The sequence below is a fragment of the Treponema denticola genome (genome assembly GCF_024181645.1).
GTDB lineage: Bacteria > Spirochaetota > Spirochaetia > Treponematales > Treponemataceae > Treponema_B > Treponema_B denticola_A.
Window position 1 is genome coordinate 1,893,065 of the sequence record NZ_CP058624.1, and the last position, 21,878, is coordinate 1,914,942.

Annotated in this window: 19 protein-coding genes; 11 read left to right on the forward strand and 8 right to left on the reverse strand. The window is 40.3% G+C overall.

The window, feature by feature from the left end; all coding sequences use genetic code 11:
• Positions 1 to 58: 58 nt before the first annotated feature.
• Both HO345_RS08865 and HO345_RS08870 read right to left on the reverse strand, forming a co-directional pair.
• On the reverse strand, positions 59 to 1,717 hold the full coding sequence (locus tag HO345_RS08865; RefSeq protein WP_253682576.1) for an ABC transporter ATP-binding protein: 1,659 nt from the start codon (positions 1,715 to 1,717) through the stop codon (positions 59 to 61).
• Positions 1,714 to 3,534 carry an ABC transporter ATP-binding protein/permease gene (locus HO345_RS08870; RefSeq protein WP_253682577.1) on the reverse strand — a complete coding sequence of 607 codons (1,821 nt, stop codon included), beginning with the start codon at positions 3,532 to 3,534 and terminating at the stop codon, positions 1,714 to 1,716. Before HO345_RS08870 ends, HO345_RS08865 begins: the two co-directional genes overlap by 4 nt.
• Positions 3,535 to 3,668: 134 nt before the next feature.
• On the opposite strand from HO345_RS08870, the gene HO345_RS08875 reads away from it, so the two are divergent.
• From HO345_RS08875 to HO345_RS08885, 3 genes are all read left to right on the forward strand, one after another.
• Positions 3,669 to 4,352, forward strand: coding sequence for a metal ABC transporter ATP-binding protein (locus tag HO345_RS08875; RefSeq protein WP_253682578.1), 684 nt, complete (start codon positions 3,669 to 3,671; stop codon positions 4,350 to 4,352).
• A 1-nt stretch (position 4,353) separates the two neighbouring features.
• On the forward strand, positions 4,354 to 5,163 hold the full coding sequence (locus HO345_RS08880; RefSeq protein WP_253682579.1) for a metal ABC transporter permease: 810 nt from the start codon (positions 4,354 to 4,356) through the stop codon (positions 5,161 to 5,163).
• Positions 5,164 to 5,248: 85 nt separating this feature from the next.
• Entirely contained in the window at positions 5,249 to 5,449 is a 201-nt protein-coding gene (locus tag HO345_RS08885; protein WP_253682580.1) for a hypothetical protein, read from the forward strand.
• Positions 5,450 to 5,508: 59 nt separating this feature from the next.
• On the opposite strand, the gene HO345_RS08890 is transcribed toward HO345_RS08885, so the two are convergent.
• From HO345_RS08890 to HO345_RS08900, 3 genes are read right to left on the reverse strand one after another with little or no spacing between them, the layout of a single operon-like run.
• Complete coding sequence (locus tag HO345_RS08890; RefSeq protein ID WP_253682581.1) at positions 5,509 to 6,390, reverse strand: hypothetical protein; 882 nt, start codon at positions 6,388 to 6,390, stop codon at positions 5,509 to 5,511.
• 58 nt (positions 6,391 to 6,448) lie between these two features.
• The gene (locus HO345_RS08895; RefSeq protein ID WP_253682582.1) at positions 6,449 to 9,907 is read right to left on the reverse strand and encodes an immunoglobulin domain-containing protein; all 3,459 of its coding nucleotides are present in this window, start codon (positions 9,905 to 9,907) and stop codon (positions 6,449 to 6,451) included.
• Between the two features lie 8 nt (positions 9,908 to 9,915).
• Entirely contained in the window at positions 9,916 to 10,812 is an 897-nt protein-coding gene (locus HO345_RS08900; RefSeq protein WP_253682583.1) for a hypothetical protein, read from the reverse strand.
• Positions 10,813 to 10,932: 120 nt separating this feature from the next.
• On the opposite strand from HO345_RS08900, the gene thiI reads away from it, so the two are divergent.
• The 3 genes from thiI to rnhA are packed head-to-tail and all read left to right on the forward strand — an operon-like array spanning position 10,933 to position 13,648.
• Entirely contained in the window at positions 10,933 to 12,096 is a 1,164-nt protein-coding gene (gene thiI / locus HO345_RS08905; RefSeq protein ID WP_253682584.1) for a tRNA uracil 4-sulfurtransferase ThiI, read from the forward strand.
• A 2-nt stretch (positions 12,097 to 12,098) separates the two neighbouring features.
• Positions 12,099 to 13,169 carry a 3-deoxy-7-phosphoheptulonate synthase gene (locus HO345_RS08910; protein ID WP_253682585.1) on the forward strand — a complete coding sequence of 357 codons (1,071 nt, stop codon included), beginning with the start codon at positions 12,099 to 12,101 and terminating at the stop codon, positions 13,167 to 13,169.
• Positions 13,166 to 13,648, forward strand: coding sequence for a ribonuclease HI (rnhA, locus tag HO345_RS08915; protein ID WP_253682586.1), 483 nt, complete (start codon positions 13,166 to 13,168; stop codon positions 13,646 to 13,648). Before HO345_RS08910 ends, rnhA begins: the two co-directional genes overlap by 4 nt.
• A 14-nt stretch (positions 13,649 to 13,662) precedes the next feature.
• Here rnhA and HO345_RS08920 read toward each other — a convergent pair whose 3' ends face one another.
• The gene (locus HO345_RS08920; protein WP_253682587.1) at positions 13,663 to 13,893 is read right to left on the reverse strand and encodes a YdbC family protein; all 231 of its coding nucleotides are present in this window, start codon (positions 13,891 to 13,893) and stop codon (positions 13,663 to 13,665) included.
• Positions 13,886 to 14,479 carry a CDP-diacylglycerol--glycerol-3-phosphate 3-phosphatidyltransferase gene (gene pgsA / locus HO345_RS08925; RefSeq protein WP_253682588.1) on the reverse strand — a complete coding sequence of 198 codons (594 nt, stop codon included), beginning with the start codon at positions 14,477 to 14,479 and terminating at the stop codon, positions 13,886 to 13,888. Before pgsA ends, HO345_RS08920 begins: the two co-directional genes overlap by 8 nt.
• A gap of 98 nt (positions 14,480 to 14,577) precedes the next feature.
• Between pgsA and HO345_RS08930 the strand changes: the two genes are divergently transcribed.
• From HO345_RS08930 to HO345_RS08950, 5 genes are all read left to right on the forward strand, one after another.
• Positions 14,578 to 16,182: an ATP-binding protein gene (locus HO345_RS08930; RefSeq protein ID WP_253682589.1), complete on the forward strand. Its 1,605-nt coding sequence runs from the start codon at positions 14,578 to 14,580 to the stop codon at positions 16,180 to 16,182.
• A 62-nt stretch (positions 16,183 to 16,244) separates the two neighbouring features.
• Positions 16,245 to 17,822, forward strand: coding sequence for a glucose-6-phosphate isomerase (locus tag HO345_RS08935; protein ID WP_253682590.1), 1,578 nt, complete (start codon positions 16,245 to 16,247; stop codon positions 17,820 to 17,822).
• Positions 17,819 to 18,457 (forward strand): ribosome biogenesis GTP-binding protein YihA/YsxC, encoded by a 639-nt coding sequence (yihA, locus tag HO345_RS08940; protein ID WP_253682591.1) that lies wholly within the window; start codon positions 17,819 to 17,821, stop codon positions 18,455 to 18,457. Before HO345_RS08935 ends, yihA begins: the two co-directional genes overlap by 4 nt.
• A gap of 3 nt (positions 18,458 to 18,460) precedes the next feature.
• Positions 18,461 to 19,075: a HutD family protein gene (locus HO345_RS08945; protein ID WP_253682592.1), complete on the forward strand. Its 615-nt coding sequence runs from the start codon at positions 18,461 to 18,463 to the stop codon at positions 19,073 to 19,075.
• Between the two features lie 6 nt (positions 19,076 to 19,081).
• A complete protein-coding gene (locus HO345_RS08950) occupies positions 19,082 to 19,849 on the forward strand; it encodes an RluA family pseudouridine synthase (protein WP_301338719.1) in 768 nt (255 codons plus the stop codon).
• Here the strand turns inward: HO345_RS08950 and recG are convergent.
• On the reverse strand, positions 19,839 to 21,875 hold the full coding sequence (recG, locus tag HO345_RS08955; protein ID WP_253684598.1) for an ATP-dependent DNA helicase RecG: 2,037 nt from the start codon (positions 21,873 to 21,875) through the stop codon (positions 19,839 to 19,841). The two genes, HO345_RS08950 and recG, sit on opposite strands and share 11 nt — an antisense overlap.
• Positions 21,876 to 21,878 lie beyond the last annotated feature (3 nt).

The following is a 21,878-nucleotide window of genomic DNA, read 5'->3' on the forward strand; positions in this document are numbered from 1 at the left end:
CCGGTTTTTTGGTTAGCCACTCATCGGAAGACTCCGCCCTTCCGATGGGGATTTTTTTCTACCTTACCCTTCCCTTTTCAATGTAGACAATTTTGTCGGCGGCGTTCACGGTGGATTTGCGGTGGCTTACGATTAAAACGCCCTTGTCTTTTTTTTCTTGGTATATCGAATTTAAAATGAGGGCTTCGTTTAAGCTGTCCAAGTTTCCAGTCGGCTCGTCGAGTAACAAAAGCGGAGCCTTGTGCAAAAAGGCTCGGGCAAGGCCGAGGCGCTGCTTTTCGCCGCTCGAAAGATTTCCTCCAAGCTCAGTCATCTTCGTATCATAGCCTTCAGGTAAGCTCATAATAAAATCGTGGATTGCGGCTTTTTTGGCGGCTTCGATAACATCCTCTTTTGAAGCATTCCTGTTTGCAAGAAGAATATTTTCATAAATAGATTTTTTGAAAATATAGGTCTGCTGGGTAATATAAGAAACAGCCTCCCGTAAACTTGCCGTGTTTATCTTTTTAATATCGATACCGTTCATCTTTACCTCACCCGACAGGGGATCGAAAAAGCGCATGATTAGGCGGAGCAATGTACTCTTACCGCTTCCGCTTTTGCCGCAAAGTCCGACTATCTCATCTTTTTTAACGGAGATACTTACATCCTTTAAAACTTCCATATCGTCATATCTAAAGTTGATATTATCGGCATCGGCTTTTTCAAAGCTTAGGTTTTGGCCGTCTGTAACTTCATCAAGTTCCGGTTTTTCTTCAAGCAGAGAAAAAACTCTTTCTGCTGAAGCAAATGTTTGCTGCAAGTTTACAGCCAAACCTGAAACCGCAATTATCGGGCCGTAGCCTGAAAGAAGCATTAGATTGGAAATCAAAAAAGATGCAAAGTCGATTTTTCCGTTTACCAAAAGGAAGGCAGAAATGCCCAGCATTAAAAAATTACAAAGAGTAAGAGCTGCTTCCGTAATTGCAAATGTTTTACCCTCAAAGTTTTTTAAAAGCTTAAAGGTTCCGCTTATGGCCTCGCCTCTTTTTTCAATATTATCTTTTCTTTCTTTTATCTTATCGAAAAAGATAATCTCCTTTATTCCGAGGAGGGAATCCAAAAAGAAAGAATTAAGGGAGCTCATTTTTTTTCGGTATTCTACACCGGCCCCGTCATCCATCTTAGCAAAAAGAAGAGGAAGGAAGAAGCCGATGACTATATAGATAAGGGCAACCGTAAGGCTTAAGACAATGTGTATTTTAGCAAAGATAATTAAGGCAAAAATAAAGTAGAGAACGGCAGAAGCTGCAGGGGCTATTGTGTGGGCATAAAAAACTTCGAGCAATTCTATGTCGGCAGTTATAATAGACAGAAGGCTGCCTGAATCCTTTTTTTGTAATTTAACAAAGGCGAGTTTTCTCATAGCCGTAAAAATTTTATCCCGTATCAAAGCCAAGAGGGTAAAGGCTATGTAGTGCCCCGAAAGCTGCTCGCCGTATCTAAAGATACCTCGGCTTACGGCACAGATTATGAGACCTATGATTACAAAATCCAAGGAAACCGAAACATTAAAAATCTTTAAGTCTAAAAGAGAGACAATGCCGACTCCGCCCAAAACAGGAATGGCCGCTGCAATGATGAACCCAGCGACCCGTAAGATGACCGTTATGGTCATAACGCCGCTAAGGGGTTTTACAAATACTATCAATTTTTTTATAAGTTCGCTTTTTTTCATTTTACACCCATCCGTATTTTTTCAAGATCTTTTTGCTGTAAATACATCCTTGCATAGATGCCGTTTTTTTCAATAAGGTTTGAATGAGTTCCTTCTTCTTTTATTTCGCCTTTTTCAAATACATAGATATGGTCTGCGTTTTCAATGTTTGCAAGCCTGTGCGAAATAAAGATAATTATTTTGGTTTTACTTAATTCATAAAGGGTGCTTAAAATAAGCTCTTCACTTTCGACATCGATATTGCTTACAGCCTCATCAAAAATATAAATGTCTGCATCATGGAGAAGTGCCCGTGCAAGAGCAAACCGCTGAACCTGTCCGCCCGATAAATTTTTTCCGCCCGATTCAATATAAAAGTTCAGGCCCGAATTACCGGCTTCCGAAGAGTTTCTGTTTAAAATAAACTCGTCTAAGAGAACTTTTTTTAATACGCTCATCAATTCTTCATCGCTTGCAGAAGGCTTCGCTATTAAAAGATTTTCTCTAACCGAAGCGCCGAACAAAAAGCTTTCGGTAGAAACAAGGTTCATATACTTAGCTCTAAATTCGTCGGGGAGTTTTTTTGCTTCTATGCCCGATAAGAGAATTTCGCCGGAATAGTTTTTTTGTAAGCCCATAAGTAAGGCAGCCGCAGTGGATTTGCCCGAACCGCTTTCTCCTGCGATGCCGTAAAAGCCCGGTTTTAAAAATTCAAGAGAGATATTTTTTAGAACCTGCTTTGATTCGTTATAATTAAAGTTTAAATTTTTTACTTCGAGCGAAGGCAAATTGCCCTGTAGAGAATCAGGCTGACTGCCGGGCTGAGCCCTTTTAATTTTTTTTGCTGTTTCTTCAAGTTCGGCTTCGCTTAAAACTGAAGCCGAATCGCTTTTTACATCCATCAATTCAAAGAGGCGGTTCGCTGCGGTTATGCCGTTCATCGCTATATGAAAGAACGAGCCCAGTGCCCGCAGAGGTAAAAAGAATTCGGCACAGAGCAAAATAAAAAGCAATGCCCCTTCTATTGAAAGATTTCCGGCTCTTAACTGATAAAGACTGACGATTGTTCCGAGGGCAGTCCCGCCGTATGCAACGGTATCCATCACAAAGATGGAATTAAGCTGCATGGTTAAAACTCTCATCGTTACCCGCCTAAAATTTTCCGCCTCGGCATTTAGTTCCCTATGCTGAGCTTCATCATCGGAATAGGCCTTCAAGGTGATAAGGCCGCGGAGGTTATCCAAAAAGGAATCTCCGAGCCCCGTATAAACGTCAAGGTATTTTTTTAAAATACGCTTTGCAACCGTTTGAATAGCTGCAATCGAAAGGGGAATTAGGGGCACACAGACAAAAAGCACAAGGGCGGCAAAAAAGTTTATCGGTGCAAGAATTATAAAAAGAGTTACCGGAGCTGCCATACTGAAAAAAAACTGAGGCAGATAGGCCCCAAAATAAGAATCGAGCTGCTCGATTCCGTCAGTGCCTATTTGAGTAACCTCGGCCATGCTTATATATTGAGAATAATTAAGCTTTAACGAAATAAATTTATCATAGAGCATCGAGCGCAATGTTCTTTTAACCTCGGTTCCTGCCCTATACGAAAAGTAAGAACGCTTACGGACGGCAATAACTCTTATTATCAAGGCAGCCGAAGCTGCACATAACAACACAAAAACCGTTTTTTTATCAAGCGAAGAATTATATAAGCTAAAAATAAAGCGCACAGTTACAAAAGTTATAACTACATTGCACAATAGAGAAATCCATGAAGAAAGAGCCGAAAGCAATATCCATTTTTTACTTTTCGGCACCGACCTTGTCAGGCGTTTATGAATCATAACTAACCTCTAAGAAAATATATTCGTATTTTATAGGAAAGAAATAAAAATAGCAATAGACTAACTTTTAAGCTGTTGTAATTAATTCTCACGGACTTGCAATCTTTAAAGAAAAGAAGTAAAATGCATTTCCTATGGTAAAAATAAATTCTCTCAAGTTTAAATATCCGAATTCAAAAAAAGAAGTTTTAAAAAATATAAATTTAGAAGTAAACCAAGGCGATTATATTTCGATTGTGGGAGAAAACGGCTGCGGAAAAAGCACCCTCCTAAAGCTGATTTTAAAATTGCTGAAAATACAAAAAGGTGAAATTATTATCGATGCAAAAAGAATCGGCTACCTTCCGCAAAAAAAAGAAAACCTAAACGATTTCCCGATTACGCTTTTTGAACTTTTAAATTCCTATAGAAAAATATTAAAGATACGGGAAAACGATTGTGCTCTAAAAGCCCTGGAAAGAGTGAATTTAACCGAATACAAAAACAGCCTTGTAGGAGAACTTTCGGGGGGCCAGCTTCAAAAGCTCTACATAGCTCGTGCCCTTATCGGGGATCCCGACCTTTTAATCTTAGATGAACCTTCTACCGGAATAGATGTTCAGGGACAAAAAGAAATCTATTCTTTTGTAAAAGATTTAAATGTTAAAAAGGGGCTGACCGTCATTTCGGTTGACCATAATCTGGATGCCGCTATGTTTAATTCTACAAAAATATTTCACATAAAAAACGGAGAAGGTCATTTGTGTAATCCTCAACAATATACTTCGGAATTTTTTAATCCGAACTTTGTTCAATTTAAACCAAAGGGGGAAAAATAAAATGCTTCAATATGGCTTTATGCAAAATGCCTTTATCGTTTCTTTTTTTATAGGAATACTTTGTCCTTCAATCGGCTTATTTTTAGTACTCAGAAGATACTCCCTCATAGGGGACACCCTTTCCCACAGTTCCCTTGCAGGCGTTACCCTTGCCCTCGCTTCAGGAATAAACCCCATACTCGGTGCCTTTATTTTTACGACAGCAGCAGGAGCCCTGATAGAAGCCCTGCGGAATGCTTTTAAAGAATACCAAGATTTAATCCTTTCGATAGTTTTGTCCCTGAGTGTCGGAATCGCCATTACCCTCATAAGCTCAGGAACCGTTAGGGCAAATGCCGAAACCTATTTATTCGGAAGCGTCTTAACCGTTTCTTCTTCGGATTTGATTACCGTGATTGCTTTAAGTATCTTGTCATTGGTTACTCTCGGTCTCATGTATCACAAGATGGTCTACATAGCCCTCGATGAAGACATTGCAAAAATAATGGGAGTTAAGGTCAGACTTATCAACTACTTATTTTCAGGTCTAACAGCAGCAACGATAGCAGTTTCATTAAAAATAGTGGGAATGTTGGTCTTAAGCTCGATGATAGCTCTACCGGTCGCAACAGCCCTTCAATTAAAAATGAGCTTTAAAAAGACATTGATTTTTTCTATTTTGATAAGCGTTGCAGACATAATGCTCGGCTTGGTTTTGTCATATCACCTAAATGTCGCCCCCGGCGGCTTTACAGCCCTCGTGTCGGTCATCGTCTTAATAATAACGATAGGGATAAATTCCTTTTTAAAACAGAATAAGCTGTCTGCATAACAAAGGTAGAAAATAAACCACAAGTAAGCAACAAGTTGCGGAAAAAGGTAATTTAGTATATAATTTATAGTTATGGAGGTAGATTATGTCTGATGCACTTACACAAGTTGAAAATCAAGTTCTTTCTTTTTCTTTAGCAGAACAGATTCGTCTTCTTACCTTTATTGCAAATAATGTTAATAAACAAACTTCTATCTTGGCAGAAGGAGAAGCCTTAAAAAAAATTAGAGAATCAAGTCTGGAAACCGTTTGGAAAAGTATCCAAGCACATACTTTTACAGATTGAACAAGAAATCGATTATGTGCTAAAAGAATAGATCCATAAAAACAGCTTACCAACCTTATTTAAAATTTTCTATACGGGGAACGCACAGGCTTAGAGGCATCTCGGATAGTCCAGTCCGCAAGAGCTTCGCCGGAAAGACGCGGCATAAAGCGTTTTTCTTTTACGGTCTTCATCGAAGAGCCGGCTCCTACAGATTCATTCCACCAATCATATAAGTGAACATTTGTCTTTACGCCCAAAAAGTTGTGAGTTTTTTCGAGAGAAACAAAGCCGATTGGATCATACTCATAAAACTTTAATTTCGAATCAGCCGTATTCGGATGTATTTCATAAGGAAGCCATTTTTGCGGAATATAATTGTTTCCGATTATTTTTTTGTACTCGCTAGGCATTCCGTAAGTGTAAAGAAGTTTAGTATGGGTATCAAGTGCACACATTAAGTTATTGAGAGCATTTTCAAAAATACCGCCTTTAGCCGCATAAGCGGTAAATTTAAAAAAGATAAAACGTTCAAGGATTTTAGCTTCAGCCGGGTCATCATAAATAGGTAAATCAAATGGATGAACCCCTTCTACCTTGAAATAAACTACATCGCTTATCTTATTTGTTATGCCTAAAAACACGGAAGAACCCGGCACCTCGGTTTCCCGATATTGATAAGTTTTCCCTTCTTTCCCCCAGCCTTCATGAGGAGAACAAGACTCCCATTTAAAATCGGAGGTAAAAAGGATTTCAACTGCCGGTGCCGATCCCTTTGAGGGCGAGGTAATTTTTGCCATGTGGATGAGGCAATCACCCAGCCTTGCTTTTTCGTAAATACAGTCGGGATTTTCAGGATTAGCTTTTATACTATTGTCCTCTAAGTCCCCGGCTATTAGAAAATTCACAAAACAAAAGATAAACAAAAATAAATTGAAAAACTTTAAAACGAATTTTTTCATAAGATTCCTAAACTTGAAAAAAGCCGGAGGCTCACGGGGAGTCTTCGGCTTTTAAAATTTACTTCCAGCTGATTGTATAAATTACTTTTACCGTACCCTTTGATCTTGTACTGGCTTCATTCTCTCCCCCATCGTCCATTTTTTTATATTTATTACTCTCGTCATGTTTATAGCCGTTGTTATTAACCGTATATGTAATAACAAAGTCTTTTTCTTCGCCGTCGGCAAGGGTAAAGTTTTCGTCATAGGAGATCGTTACACGCTCCGGCTGATTAAGTTGTAGTGCAGCAGCATCTAAAGTCCATGTTCCGGTAGTTTCGTTGTAGACAAGTTTAATGATGCTGTTATTGTCTAAGGGCTGCTTGGGGTATACCGGTCCGCCGCCCCATGTTGTCCATTCCGATCGCCAATAATCAAGGCGGTTTGATTTTATCAGATAAGTTTTAAATACAATATCCATTTCTGAAAAATCAGAGAAATTCTTAGCTAGCACAACATTATTGTCTTCCTTATGCTCCCCTAGTTTTATGTAATCGTTCTCCTTCACATATTCACCGTATCCGCCTCCAAACGGACCGCCTGAACCGCTTCCCTCAAAGGGAAATTCGTATTTCCATTGTATGTTGTCCGTACCGCCGTTTGCATTTACAGTAACAGCAAGATCATGAGCAAAATGGGCACCGTCAATATATTTATGATTAGCATGATCAGTAGCACCTGCCGTTGACCACGACTGTAAACTTTCATTTTCAATTTTGGGTCTTATGGTAAGGCGCATCTTCGGCTCAAAAGAGACCGAAACGGCAGCATTTGCCGCTCCAACCGTTAATACGGCAACGGTTTTATCAGCATAGGGAACTTCGAAAGCAGCACCCGCACATTCCCAATCATTTATGATATACCTAGGTTTGGGTGTTGCAATAAATCTAATCTTTTCGCCTTTTTTTATGTATGTACCCGATTCGATAGATTTTCCGTTATGCAGGGCTGTAAGGAAACCGCCTTCATCGCCTGATACCGAAAAACTTAAACGGTATAAAGCTTCAACGGAAACCTTTACTATGGAGCTCTTTTTAATTGCTGTCTTATTTCCGTTTACTCCTGTATTTGTATTTGTAACCTCACAATAATAAAAGTCGTTATGCTCGGCAGATGTTTCAGGGGTAAATGTATAAGTTGCAGTGACGGCATCACTTATCGGTGAACCGGCATCAACTTCATTATCAGCCTTAAACCACTGATATGTTAGGCTCCCTCCATCAACGGATTCTGCAAGAACGGATAGACTTATTTCTTCAGAAGAACCGATAGCTATACTAATACTTTCGGGCTGCTTCAATATCTTAGGAGATTCGGCATCAATTATAATTTCTCCGCTGCCGGGAACTAAACGGAATTTAGCCTCTTCCGATTTAACCTCGGTAGCTTTTCCATTAGCCTTATTTTTATTCTTTATTATGCAGTAACAATAAGCATCTATCTCGGCAGAAGTATCCGGTACATATATAGCTCCTACAGCTCCATCAATCTTTTCATCAGTAGAACCGTCTGCATTCAGTCTCTTATACCACTGATATGAAAGATTCTCTCCTTCGGGTGACGGAAGAACTCTAACCTCAAAGGAAACATTATCCCCTACATGAGCATATACGGAGGCCGGCTGCCCCATTATCATAGGTTCTGCAACGGTGTATTTAGGATTTATTTCAGTAGAAACTTCAGTCTTTTTTATCTCAATAGGATTTCTATAAGGTGAAAACCCCGCACCATTTGCTTTTTTTTCGGCAGGCTTTGTAAAAGCCGGATTTTCTTGGGCGTGATAATTACTTGCATTTATATTGTCTTTAATCCACTGGTACATTACAACACTACCATCTTCTTTTACATAGCCGACGGGGTCGGTCATATAAAACGGTTTTTTAAATTGGATATGATCACCTGTAGAAGCAGCGGCATAGTCAGTCCATTCCGTAGGGAGCTTGTTGCCGGCCATATTTTTTATCTTAGCCGGATCACTGTAGTAAAAAAGGAACTTGGAATATCTATCCACACAGAACATTGAATTGTCGGCTTTTATCCCCATTGAAGCATCTGCGGTAAAGCGGTAAAAATAGAATCGGTTATCATGAGGATTTGGTGCAAGTTCCTCATCAGTACCGTGTGCACTTCCTCGGTCTTTTCTAGTTTTATACCGGTAAATTTTTACATTGGAAATTGCTTTAAACCCCGAACCGATTCCTGAAGGAATGTTTTCAACCATTTCTGGACTTCCGCTCCAGCTGCCAGCGCGGAATTTATACGAGGCAATAATACCCGACATACTGGGCATATGTAATACCCACTCATCAAATTTTGAAGCAGGAAATTCATAATTCTCATTATAATAATCGAAGGGGTCAACATTTTCTATTATGTTATTTATTTTTACTACATATTTTTTATTCCCATTTTTATCTATAGGATTGTATAAAACTCCTGCACTTTTCTTTACGGTAATGTTCATTTCCCATGCTTGATATTTACCTTCCTTTGCCGCTACCGAAAGCTTTAAGGATATTATGTCTTCACTTCCAAACACTGCGGGTTTAGGACTTATTTCTGCAGGAATATAACCGAATTTCTTAAAGGATAAGACCACATCTTCGGGATTAAGATTTTGAGTATTTTCCGGAACAAGAGCGGTTTTTCCTATCTCAGCCTTTATACCTAGAACATACATTTCTAAAAGCTGCAAGGCCTCATCTTCGTCTTCGGATTTTGCTTCTCTTGTTACAGCAATAACTTTTTCAAAGTCCTTATACTGCCCCTTTTGCCCTTTAACCATTATTTTTATATTTACGGTATCATTTTCTTTTAATTCGACAGGCGAGTTTTCCACATCTACAGGTATAACCGTTTCATTTTCCCCATATTTAAATTTTGCCTCAATATTAGAAGGATCAATGGTACTATATTTATATGGGATACTAACATCCCCCTGCATAGCATCTATACCGCAAATTTTAAGGCTCTTCAATTCCAAATCATAGGGTTCGCTTTGTGTAATCTTTATAATTTTCTCAATAGAAGCATATTTCCCCTCATTATCCGCAACCTTTATTGTAATAGGTACCGTTTGACCTGAAACAAGAGGAGCCCCCTCTCCGTTTATTTTTACATCTACTAAAACAGGTTCCATCTTTGATAAGGAATTTACAGCCTTAACCTTGATATTATCGATAGAAACCTCTTCAACCGAAGAAGGAACCGTAACAATATAGGTCTTAGCTTTTGAAAATTTATTTAATCTATCGGCTTCATCAATGGGTGTTTCGGAAAGGACGGGGACAACAGGATTATCTGCAACAGATATTTCGGTTATATACATTGTCATCCCTATATCATCATTTACACGAGGATACCAAGAAGATCCCAAAGCAGGTTTACACGCGCTGAACAATGTCAAAACAAAGCCTGCAAATATAAGACCTGCAAACCTTTTTGTTAATTTAGTTTTTACAACACTTATGTTTTTCATATTTCACCTCACACCTTAAATAAAAGTCCCAGACTTATTCCGAAGTCCAGGTTATTCATAAAAAACGATTTTATAGGATCCCGTGCAAAATTTACACCAACACCATTTTTTTCGCCATTAATAATTGCAGCATCCTCTATCTTTTTAGGAAGAGCTACATAACCGGGCTTATAAATGGAATAAGACACATAACCTCCCAATGTAAGGCCCATTGTAGAAATTATTGGTTGATTGTAATCAATCGATAACTTTAAAAGAAGGCCTAAAGGGTTCATTTTTTTCATCATCGGTTCGGGTATAAGTAATGTACCTGTCTCAGGATAAAAATCTATATTTTCTTTTTTTAATTCCTTTAGTTCTTCTTCATTTAAATTTGTATAAAGCTCATAAGTAGGCTGCGGATCTGCCAGCATCTTTCCTCCTATCCCGAAGCCTAAAACGAGCCTGTTTTTTAAAAGCATCGTTTTAAGACTTGTTCCGAAGGTTATAACGGGTGTCATATAGACACGGCAATAAACTTCAATATCTTTTGTATAGCTGCCTACACCAGGAATATTAAAACTCATATTCTTTGTTCCTGAAATCTGTCCCGAAAAACCCTGCCCTATACCTAGATTAAAAGCGAGACCAAGCCCTCCGAACATATTATTATTCGTATAATTAAAATATCTGACAGAATCAAAAATATAGGTAAGTTCGGCTTCGCCATTCATAATAAAACCTACCATCCCTCTCATAAAATCGGCACCAAGATATTTTTTATCTGCCTCATTTATATAGGGATTAGTGTAAGAACCGGAGAAATTAGCTCTAAGGCCCAGAGTAAAGCCTTTTTCAAAAGCAAAGGCAGAAAAACTTACAAACACAAACATAACCAGAAAAATAATTTTTTTAATCTGTTTCATACATACCTCAATCCTTAGATGATACAGCTTTTTTGCCGAATGGTCAAGATGGGAATTATTATATGTCAATAAATTCCCCCTGATGGACTTTTTTACATTTTTTGGCTAGAATATGAACTTATGGAAGAACTTTTCTATCTTGCAAAAATAGGCGAAATTAACCTAAAAAAAGGAAATTTAAAAGACTTTGAAATGCGGCTTTCGCAGAATTTACGCAGCTATTTACCGGAGGCTAAACCCAATATACGCGTTCGAGCCGGAAGAATGTATGTAAGTGTCAAGCCCGAATTTAAAGAAAAAACCGAAGAAGCCCTAAATAAACTCATAGGCATTACAGGCTGGGCAGAAGCCCTTCCTGCCGAAAAAACTATTGAAGCCATTACCGAGACTGCCAAAGCCGAAGCCATAAAAGCCCGAGATGCAGGGGCTAAGACATTTAAAATAGAATCCCGCCGAGGCGAAAAAACATTCCCCCTGACCTCCTACGAAATTTCACGGGAAGTAGGAGGGGTAATCCATACTGAAGGGATTTTAAAAGTAGACGTTCATAATCCCGACATTGTAATCTCCATCGAAGTAAGAGAAAAAGCCTTTATCTACGGCCTTGAGCACAAGGGACGGAGGGGTCTTCCCTGCGGCTGTTCGGGAAGGGGGCTTTTGCTCCTATCGGGAGGAATCGACTCCCCCGTTGCGGGCTTTAAAATGCTTACCCGCGGGATGAAGCTGGACTATATTTATTTTCACTCTCATCCTTATACCTCACCCGAAGCCCAAGCTAAGGTTGAAAAACTGGCTGAAATCTTAGCCGCTTACGGCCTCGGCGGATACCTCAATATAATTCCTTTTACAAAGGTGCAGCAGCAAATCAGAGAAAAAAGCCCCGAGGCCTATCTAACTTTAATGATGAGAATCTGCATGATGAAAATAGCAAATATGACGGCAAGGGGTATAAATTCCAAATGCCTTATCACGGGAGAAAGCCTTGCTCAGGTTGCAAGTCAAACGGTAGAAAACTTGACCGTAACCAATTCTTATGCGGAATTTCCTGTTTTTAGGCCCCTAATCGGCCTTGATAAGGAAGAAATTACGATAGAAGCCAAGTCAATCGGCACCTACGAAACCTCAATCTTGCCGTACGAAGATTGCTGTGTGATGTTTTCACCCAAGCACCCTATTTTACACTCAAACCTCAAAGATGCGGCCGAAATTTTCGAAAGAATGGAAATAGACGCCCTTTTAGAAGAGGCATACTCTCAAAGAGAAGTAAAAAAGATGAGTTTTTAAAGATGATAAAAAACCTTGTAGACCTCAGAATCGAGAGGATTCATTGCATAAGTTCTCCTGCCGAAATGGTAGAAAAAATACCCGCATCGGATTCTCTTTATTCTTTTATAGCCGAGTCCCGCAAAACTATCAGCGATATAATAAACGGAAAGGATGAGCGTTTTTTACTCATAGTCGGCCCCTGTTCGATTCATGACACGGAGGCAGCCGAGGATTATGCTATGCGCCTATTAGAGCTAAAAAAGAAATGTGCCGATTCTTTCTATATTGTAATGCGCACCTACTTTGAAAAACCCAGAACCGTTTTAGGTTGGAGAGGTCTTATCGTAGAACCGGAACTTGACGGCTTTATCAATATTGAAGGAGGCATTCAAAAGGCAAGAAAATTTTTGATTAAACTTGCCGAAATAGGAATTCCTGCCGCCTCCGAAACGGTAGACCCTATGATTCCCCAATACATTGCCGACCTTGTCAGCTGGGCTTCGATAGGAGCACGCTCTGCCGAAAGTCAAATCCACAGAGAAATCGCCTCAGGACTTTCAATGCCGGTGGGCTTTAAAAATACAACCTACGGAGACATAACGGCCGCTATAAACGGAGTAATTGCTTCCCGCCTGCCCCATGCCTTTGTAGGCATTGCCCGAAACGGACTTTCGGCAATAATCCACACAACCGGAAATCCGGACACGCACTTGGTTTTAAGAGGCGGAATTTCAAAGCCCAATTATAATAGAGAAGAAGTTAAAAAAGCGGCCTCTCTTATGAAAGAAAAAATGCTTGAACCGAGCGTAGTAATAGACTGCTCCCATGGAAATTCGGGAAAGGATCCGAAAAAACAGATAAGCATCTTTGAAGAAAGCTTAAAGCTCCGCTTCGATAAAAATGAACCTCTTGACTACATAAGGGGCTGTATGATTGAAAGCTTTATCCAAGAGGGAAGCACCTCGATAGAAAAAGCAAAAGAAGGCAGCGAATACGGTAAATCCATAACCGACCCCTGCCTCGGCTGGGAAGAAACTCAAAAAGAAATACTAAGAATCTATGAAAGATACAAAGCGAGGAAGCAAAAATGAATATTGAAATATACACGGACGGAGCCTGCTCCAAAAACCCCGGCCCCGGAGGCTGGGCCTATATAATGGTAAATAAAGATTCAAAAGAGGAAATATGCAGAGAAAATGGGGGCGAAAAATCTACCACCAATAACCGCATGGAACTCATGGCAGTTATAAGGGCCTTAAAAAAGATAAAAGAGGGGCCTGCATTTTTAATCGGCAAGTCCGGCGGAACCTTGGACTATAAAAGCATTTCGGTACACACCGATTCTCAATATGTGCAACAGGGTATAAGCTCGTGGATCTTTAACTGGAAAAAAAATAATTGGAAGACAGCCTCCAAACAGCCAGTAAAAAACCAAGACCTTTGGCAGGAGCTGGATGCCCTTTCAGCCTTGATTAAGCCTGAATGGATTTGGGTAAAAGGTCACGCAGGCAATCCCTTAAACGAGGCCTGCGATCGCCTTGCGGTTGAAGCCTGCCAAAAAATGATGTAATTTGAGCTCTCAAACTAGATTCTGGCCTCGTCCAAAAGCTTCTTTAAAGCTATAAGCTCATCCCTTGTAAGGGTAATTCCCTTTCCCATTTTTTGGTGATCGGGAGACCAAGGCCTTATATCGAATTTAGGATCTCGGCCGTTCCATGATACCTCGTTAAGTTCGGTGTTCCAACCGCCCTTCCCCTCGGAGATAATTCCGTAGCTTTTTGTAATTTCAAATTTGAATTCGTCCTGATTATTCATCAACAGTTCTCCTTGTATTTAAATATGAAGTAATATAATCGGTAAATGAAGCAAGTGACAAAATGACCGCCGCAAAATAAAGAAGCCAGTTAAAATAAAGAATGTATTGGCTAATGGCCGGCGGTAAAAATGCGTAAATCTTTTCAAGTTTTAAAAACATCGAAACGCTTGCCGCTATAATATAAAGCACGGTTTTCGTTTTTCCGCCCATCTTGGCCCCTATAGTTATGCCTTCACCGCGTGCCTTCATCCTCAAAAACATGATACCGAATTCACGATAAACTATAATCAAAAAGAAAGGGGCAAACAAAAAGCCGTCCATCAAAAAACAAAATAAAACCGTTACGTTTGCGACTACATCCGCAAAGGGATCAAATATTTTTCCGAAATCATCCACCTGATTATGCAGCCTCGCATAATAGCCGTCCAAAAAATCGGTAAATTCCATAAAGATAAAAATCGGAATTATAATAAGAATGGTAATTTTAGGATTTATAAACGGAACCCAATCCGGTAAAAAATACAAAACATAGATGATGGGCGCCAGCACCAGCCGCGATGATGTAAAAATATTAGATAGCTTCATACCTTATATGATGTAGCTTTAATCCGTTTTTGTCAATAGCAGAAATAGGTTTTTATTTTTCGATTGCAAACCACGTATTTTTCTGATATAATACAATCATGAGTACGATTAGAAAAATGCCCATAGGCATTCAAAGTTTTGAAGATTTACGGTCAAAAGGATTCCTATATATTGATAAAACGGAATTTATATGGAAACTGGTTGACAGCAGTAAGGTCCACTTTTTAAGCCGTCCGCGCCGCTTCGGGAAAAGCCTTTTGCTTTCTACTCTAAAAGCCTACTTCCTAGGGCAAAAAGAACTCTTCAAAGGTTTAGCGATTGAGAAATTTGAAGAAGCCGAAAAAGGAAAACGTGAAATCTGGCAGGAATATCCGGTACTCTATTTGGATTTTAATACGGGTATTTATGATACGAAGGAAGGTCTTTTAAATAGGCTGACTTCTTTTTTGTGCGAATATGAAAAAATATATGGAAGTACAGGCCTTGACCTGCCCGACCGTTTTCAAAGTTTAATAAAGGCTGCCTATGAAAAAACCGGCAGGCAGGCTGTCGTCCTCATTGACGAATATGATAAACCCCTTCTTCAAACGATGTGGAAGGATGAAGCCTTAAACGAAACCTACCGCACAATTCTCAAAGATTTTTTCGGAGTTATTAAAAGTGCAGACCAATACCTCCGCTTTGCATTTTTAACCGGAGTTACAAAATTCAGTAAGGTGAGTATCTTCAGTGATTTAAACAACTTACGGGATTTAAGCCTATTGTCGGATTACTCTGCTGTCTGCGGTATTTCGCAAGAAGAGCTTGAAGCCGATTTTAAGCCTGAGATTGCAGCCCTTGCCGAAAATAATAGCTTGACTCATGAGGAAGCTCTTGCAAAATTAAAGCAAAGATATGACGGCTATAAATTTTCCGAAGACGGAAAAAATATGTATAATCCATTTAGCTTGTTAAATGTTTTTGCCGATGGAAGGATGCGTGACTATTGGTTCGCAACCGGCACGCCGACATTTTTGGTAGAATACTTAAAAAAAGCTTATTATAATATTCCCGACATTGACGGAAACGTAAAGATGAATGAGTCCGGTCTGGAAGCCTACCGAGCAGATACAATAAATCCCTTGCCCATTCTTTTTCAATCGGGGTATTTAACGATTAAAGATTATAACGATTTTTCGAGGCTTTACCGTTTGGGTTTTCCGAATGATGAGGTGCGTTACGGCTTTTTGGATAATTTGCTTCCGGCTTACACTTCAATAAGAACCGATAAAACGGGGCTTTCGATTTGGGAATTCTACGAGCAAATTGAAGCCGGAGATGTAGACGGCTTTATGCAAAAGATGAAGGGGATAATTTCTGGTATACCATACGATACCTTAACCGAAAAGGATTTGGCCTTGCGTGAACAAAATTATCAGACAGCGGTTTATCTTGTCTTTGCATTGATGAACCAGTTTGTGCATACGGAAGTTCATTGCGCAACAGGCAGGGCTGATTGTGTTGTTGAATTTAACGATAAGGTTTATATCTTTGAATTTAAGCTTACCTCAAATGAAACAGCGGAAAATGCCGTAAAACAAATCAAAGAGAAAAATTATGCAGACAAGTACTCAGGAAGCGGTAAAAAAATTATAGCAATCGGTTCAAGTTTTGATGAAGAAAAACGTACGATTAAAGACTGGCTTATAGACTGCTCCAATTAAAGCTTTGAGAAGCTTTGCTAAACAAGTTGTTTTTTTTCTCAAAAAGGGTTAGAATAGAATTTATGGAATGGAAAAATTTAGATAAGTGTACATCTTTTACACAATTACAAAAAGTTCATAAAGAACAAGCGGAGAATTTAAAGCTCGCAGATATTTTCAATACTGAAAATTCGGTTAAAAGAGTAAAAAATTATTCGGTTAAAATGGGCGGAAACCTCAAATATAATTATGCGGCCAAGCCTGTAAATGATGAGATTCTTAAGGTTTTGCAGTCCCTCGCCGATGAGCAAAGGCTGATCGAAAAATATGAGCTCTTACTCAACGGAGATTTTATAAATACGGGCGAAAACCGTATGGCACTCCATCAGCTCACCCGCGGGCAATTAAAAAATGATGTAGTTTATAAGGGTGTAAACATGAGGAGCTTTTACCTCAACGAGCTAAAAAAAATAAAAGAATTTTCCGAGGCTGTTCATTCCGGCAAGATTAAAACCTCTCAAGGAAAAGTCTTTACCGATGTGGTTCAGATCGGAATAGGCGGCTCGGACTTAGGTCCCAGAGCCATGTACATAGCCTTAAAAAATCGGGCAAAGAAAAAGATGAGGGCTCATTTTATTTCCAATGTAGACCCCGACGATGCGGCCGAAGTTTTAAACTCCATAAATCTTGCAAGCACCCTTTTTATCCTCGTTTCAAAAAGCGGCACAACCCAGGAAACTCTGGCAAACGAAAGATTTGTAAAATCCGTTCTCGAAAAAAACGGCCTTGACTGCAAAAAACAAATGCTTGCAGTTACAAGCGAAACAAGCCCCCTAGCAAATAACCCCGACTATCTTACTTCCTTTTATATGGACGATTTTATAGGCGGAAGATATTCTTCAACTTCGGTTTGCGGAGCGGCAGTACTCGCCCTCGCCTTCGGCATGGAAACGGTGGATGCCTTTTTAAAAGGAGCAGCCGAAGGAGATAAGCTTTCACTAAACAAAAACATAAAAGAAAATGCAAGCCTCTTGGACGCTCTTCTCGGTGTTTATGAAAGAAACATTTTAGGCTGCTCGGCAACGGCCATTCTTCCATACAGTCAGGCCCTTTCCCGCTTTCCTGCCCATCTCCAGCAGTTGGACATGGAATCAAACGGAAAAACGGTAAACCGATTCGGCGAAAAAGTTTCTTATAAAACGGGCCCTGTAATTTTCGGAGAGCCCGGCACAAACGGACAACATTCTTTTTATCAGCTCCTTCATCAGGGAAGCGATATAATCCCCTTGCAGTTTATAGGCTTTAAAAAAAGCCAAATCGGTCTTGATATCGAAAGCGAGGGCTCAACCAATATGCAAAAACTGAATGCAAATTTGGCAGCCCAAATTATGGCCTTTGCAGCAGGAAAAACCGATACAAACAAAAACAAGGACTTTGCAGGCAACCGCCCCGCAAGTTTAATCTATGGGGAAGAGCTAAACCCCGAAAACCTCGGTGCCCTCCTTGCTCATTATGAAAACAAGGTGATGTTCCAAGGTTTTATCTGGAACTTAAACAGCTTTGACCAAGAGGGTGTTCAGCTCGGAAAAACCCTTGCAAAGAAGGTGCTTTCAAAAGATATGCCCCCTGCTCTCAAAGCATTTTCGGAATTCCTTTTATGAAAATTATAAATGCGGAATTTATAAAGGGTGCCGTTAAGGCGGAACAGTTTCCGGAAATCGGTGTTTCAGAATTTGCTTTTTTCGGGCGCTCCAATGCAGGAAAGTCGAGCCTTATAAACATGCTTGTCAACAGAAAAAATTTGGTCAAGACAGGCTCCCGCCCCGGAATGACGCGGGAAGTAAATTTCTTCTTGGTAAACCGTCCGGCTTCTTTAAATTTTAACCCCAAGACAAAAAAATTTTCAGGGCCGGCTCCAAAAGACATGTTTGTGCTTACAGACCTTCCGGGCTACGGCTATGCAAAACTTTCAGGCGGAATGACCTTGCAAATCGACAAGATGCTCTACGAATATTGTACAAACCGACCCCTCTTAAAAACCATCTTTTTTTTAATGGACATGAGGAGGGAGCCAACCGAAATCGAAAAAGAAAGTATCGGCTTTTTTCACGGCTTAAATATTGAGGTTGTAATAGTCGGAACCAAGGCCGATAAGATAGGCAAAAATGATCAGATAAAGGCAAAAAATGCTTGGGTCTCTTTTTTTAACTTTGACGAAGAGCTTATTATAGTAAGCTCTGCTGCAAAAAAAACGGGGCGGGATAATATTTTATCGTTAATCGCAAAAAGGATTTAACTTATGAAAATTACACATTACAGAGAAAAAGATTTTAAAACTTCAAACTGGAGCGGAGGCACTACAACGGAGCTTTTTATTTATCCGCGTGAAGCCGATTACAAAAAAAGGGATTTTTTATTCCGATTAAGCTCAGCTACCGTCGATTTGGATAGATCCGACTTTACCCCTCTTCCGGGATTTTTCCGTTTTATTTCTCCCTTAAATGGGGACTTAAAAATAAGCCATGACGAAAAAAACTTTACCAAACTTAAGCCCTACGAAGTCTATGCCTTTGACGGCGGAGCAAAAACGGTCAGCATGGGAAGGGTAAGGGATTTTAACCTCATGGTAAAAGACGGTGTAGAAACGGAAGTAAAAAACTTTGCTCTAAACAAAAATTCGGTTTTAAAGTTTTCGGTATTGAATGGAGAAATCGGCTGGATTTTTTTGTACAATACCAAAGCCTTGCTTAGAGCCGAAACAGTCAACGAAAAAAAAGATTTTAATCTTGACAAATTGGACTTGATTATTTTTGAGGCAGACGATGATACAAACGGCGATACAAAAGAAGAAGTTTTAATCTCGGCCGATGGAGCCTTGAGCCTTTTTTACGGAAAGGTACCGACTGCTTTTTAAACGGTAATCAAGGCTAAAAATCACAAACTTGGAATTATAATGAAAAAAAAACTTTATGAAATCTTATATGAAGATAAGGATATTCTCATTGTAAATAAAAGTGCCGGCCTCCTTGTAGGGGCCGACCGCTGGGACAGCGAAGCTCCCCGCCTTGATAAGATACTTGAAGAACTTTACAAGGATAAGGGCGAGAGGAAAATTTATCCTGTGCACAGGCTTGATAAGGAAACTTCAGGCCTCATCATCTATGCCCTAAATGCGGAAGCCCATAAAATTTTAAGCGATGATTTTCAAAACCGCAAAATCGAAAAAATCTATCATGCGGTATCGGCCGGCATTCCTCAAGAAGAAAATTTTAAGACTGAGGCAAAACTTAGAATAGACGGGGATAAGATGCACCGCACCGTCATAGACGAAAAAAAAGGAAAAGAGTCTTTAACCGAATTCAGCCTTCTTAAAAAATTCAGCCGCTTTTCCCTTTTAGAAGCCCGTCCCATAACGGGCAGAACCCATCAAATAAGGGCTCACCTAAAACACCTTGGGCTTCCTATCCTATGCGATAATCTTTACGGAAACGGAGAGCCCGTCTACATATCGGCCTTAAAAAAGAATTGGAGAGGCGACAAATATGAGGAGCGTCCTATAATCTCGCGTCTTGCCCTCCACGCCTATTCCTTAAAATTCTTTCATCCTATAAGCAAGGAAAAAATCGAAATAAGTGCAAGCTATCCCAAAGATATGGCGAGCCTTATAAACCAGCTTTCTAAAATTTAATCTGCTCGAGGAGTTCAAAGGCAGCAGAGCGGGCTTCCTGCAAGATTTTAAAATCGCGGGCAGGATCGGCAATTGTAAAGCCTAGGTGATAGCCCGACTGCTCAACCCCTCCTATATCTCCCGGGCCGCGGAGTCTTAAATCTTCTTCGGCAATTATAAAGCCGTCATTTGTTTCCTTCATTACGGTTAGCCGAGCCCTTCCGTCCTCGGTAATTTTTTTTCCGTAAATTAAAAAACAATAGGCTTGCAGGTCTCCACGCCCGACCCTTCCGCGAAGCTGATGAAGAGCGGAAAGACCGAACCTGTCGGCATGTTCTATTACCATACAGGTCGCATTGGGAACATCCATACCGACTTCCACAACAGAGGTTGCAACCAAAATATTAAGTTTTCCCGACCTAAATTCTTCCATTATTCTTTTTTGTTCTTCTTCCGCAACCTTGGAGTGAATCAGGGCCAAACTATGATTGGGAAAGCCCGTCTTTAATTCTTCAAACATCCTTTCGGCCGATTTTAAGGAAAGGTCTTCATTTTCTTCTATTAAAGGGTATACAAAATAAGCCTGTCTGCCCTGTAGAATCTCTTGTCCGATAAAGTTATAAACCCTTTCAGCCTTATCCTCCCCTGCAACATAGGTGATAATCGGCTTTCTTCCGGGCGGCATGGTTTTAATGGTCGAAATATCCAAATCTCCGAAGATAGAAAGAGCGAGGGTGCGGGGAATGGGGGTCGCACTCATCATAAGAAGGTGGGGACTCCTCTTTTCTTCATTGCTCTCAGCTCCCTTTTGGATTATGGCCGAGCGCTGGAGAACGCCGAAACGGTGCTGCTCATCGATTACGGCAAGCCGCAAATTTTTATACTGCACCCCTTGAGAAAAAAGAGAATGGGTGCCGATTATCAAATCGATATTTCCCTTTTGCAATTCCTGTAAAAGCCTGCTCCTTCCTTTGGCCTTGGTATTTCCGGTTAAAAAGGCAAGGCGGATGCCGAGGGGCTCCAAGAGACGGGCCGCATTTTCGGCATGTTGGCGGGCTAAAAGCTCCGTAGGAGCTAAAAATGCCGTTTGCTCTCCCTGTTCTATTACCTTTAAGCAGGCTAAAAAGGCAACAAGGGTCTTTCCCGAACCGACATCTCCCTGCATAAGGCGGGCCATGGGATTAGGGCCGTCCAAATCTTCGTTTATTTCGGCACAGACAGAAAGCTGGTCTTGAGTAAGCTTAAAGTTGAGCCTTGCCAAAAGAGAACTTTGAAGAGGCCTTAAAACAGGTTCTTTTTTGACGGTTTTATCTATATTTCTTTCATCTTCAAGATTGGGAAGCCTTCCTCGCCTTTCAATAGAGCGCATCCCTATGGCATATTGAAACAAAAAAAACTCTTCAAAGATGAGGGCATAGCGGCCTTTTTCTACCTCAGCCATAGATTTTGGAGTATGGAGCATAAAAAGCACTTCCTGCTTAGGCGGAAGGCCGTATTTTTGTAAAATAGACTCGGGAAGCTCGGAATCTATGCCGTGGGCATACATTTTTAGGGCGGAAGCAATTATTTTCCGCAGTTTTGCCTGTCCAAGCCCTGAAGTCAGGGGATAAACCGGAAGAATCTTTGCCTGCATATTTTCAGGTCTTTCAAGATCGAATGCGGATGACTGAATTTCGCCGTATTTTCGATAAAAAGAGCCATATACAAAGGCACGAGCCCCTACAGGGAAGCTTTTTTCTAAAAATGGACGGTTAAAACATATAAGGGAGGCAGTCATTCCGTTTTTGTCGGCAACTATCAGCTTTAAGGTTCTCATTTTTCCGAAGCCGAACCATTCATGGCCTGCAACTGTAATTTCTACGTGTATTTTTTGCACCCTGTTCCAATCCAAAAAGACGTTTATTTTCGAGCGGTCTTCCCAATCCCGCGGGAAAAGCCTTAAAAGGTCTCCGGCATTTTCTACACCAAGCCTTTTTAGCTGTGAGACTGCGGCAGCACCTACTCCGGCAATATTTGTAAGAGGACCCTGTATTTCGGAAATCAGCATAAG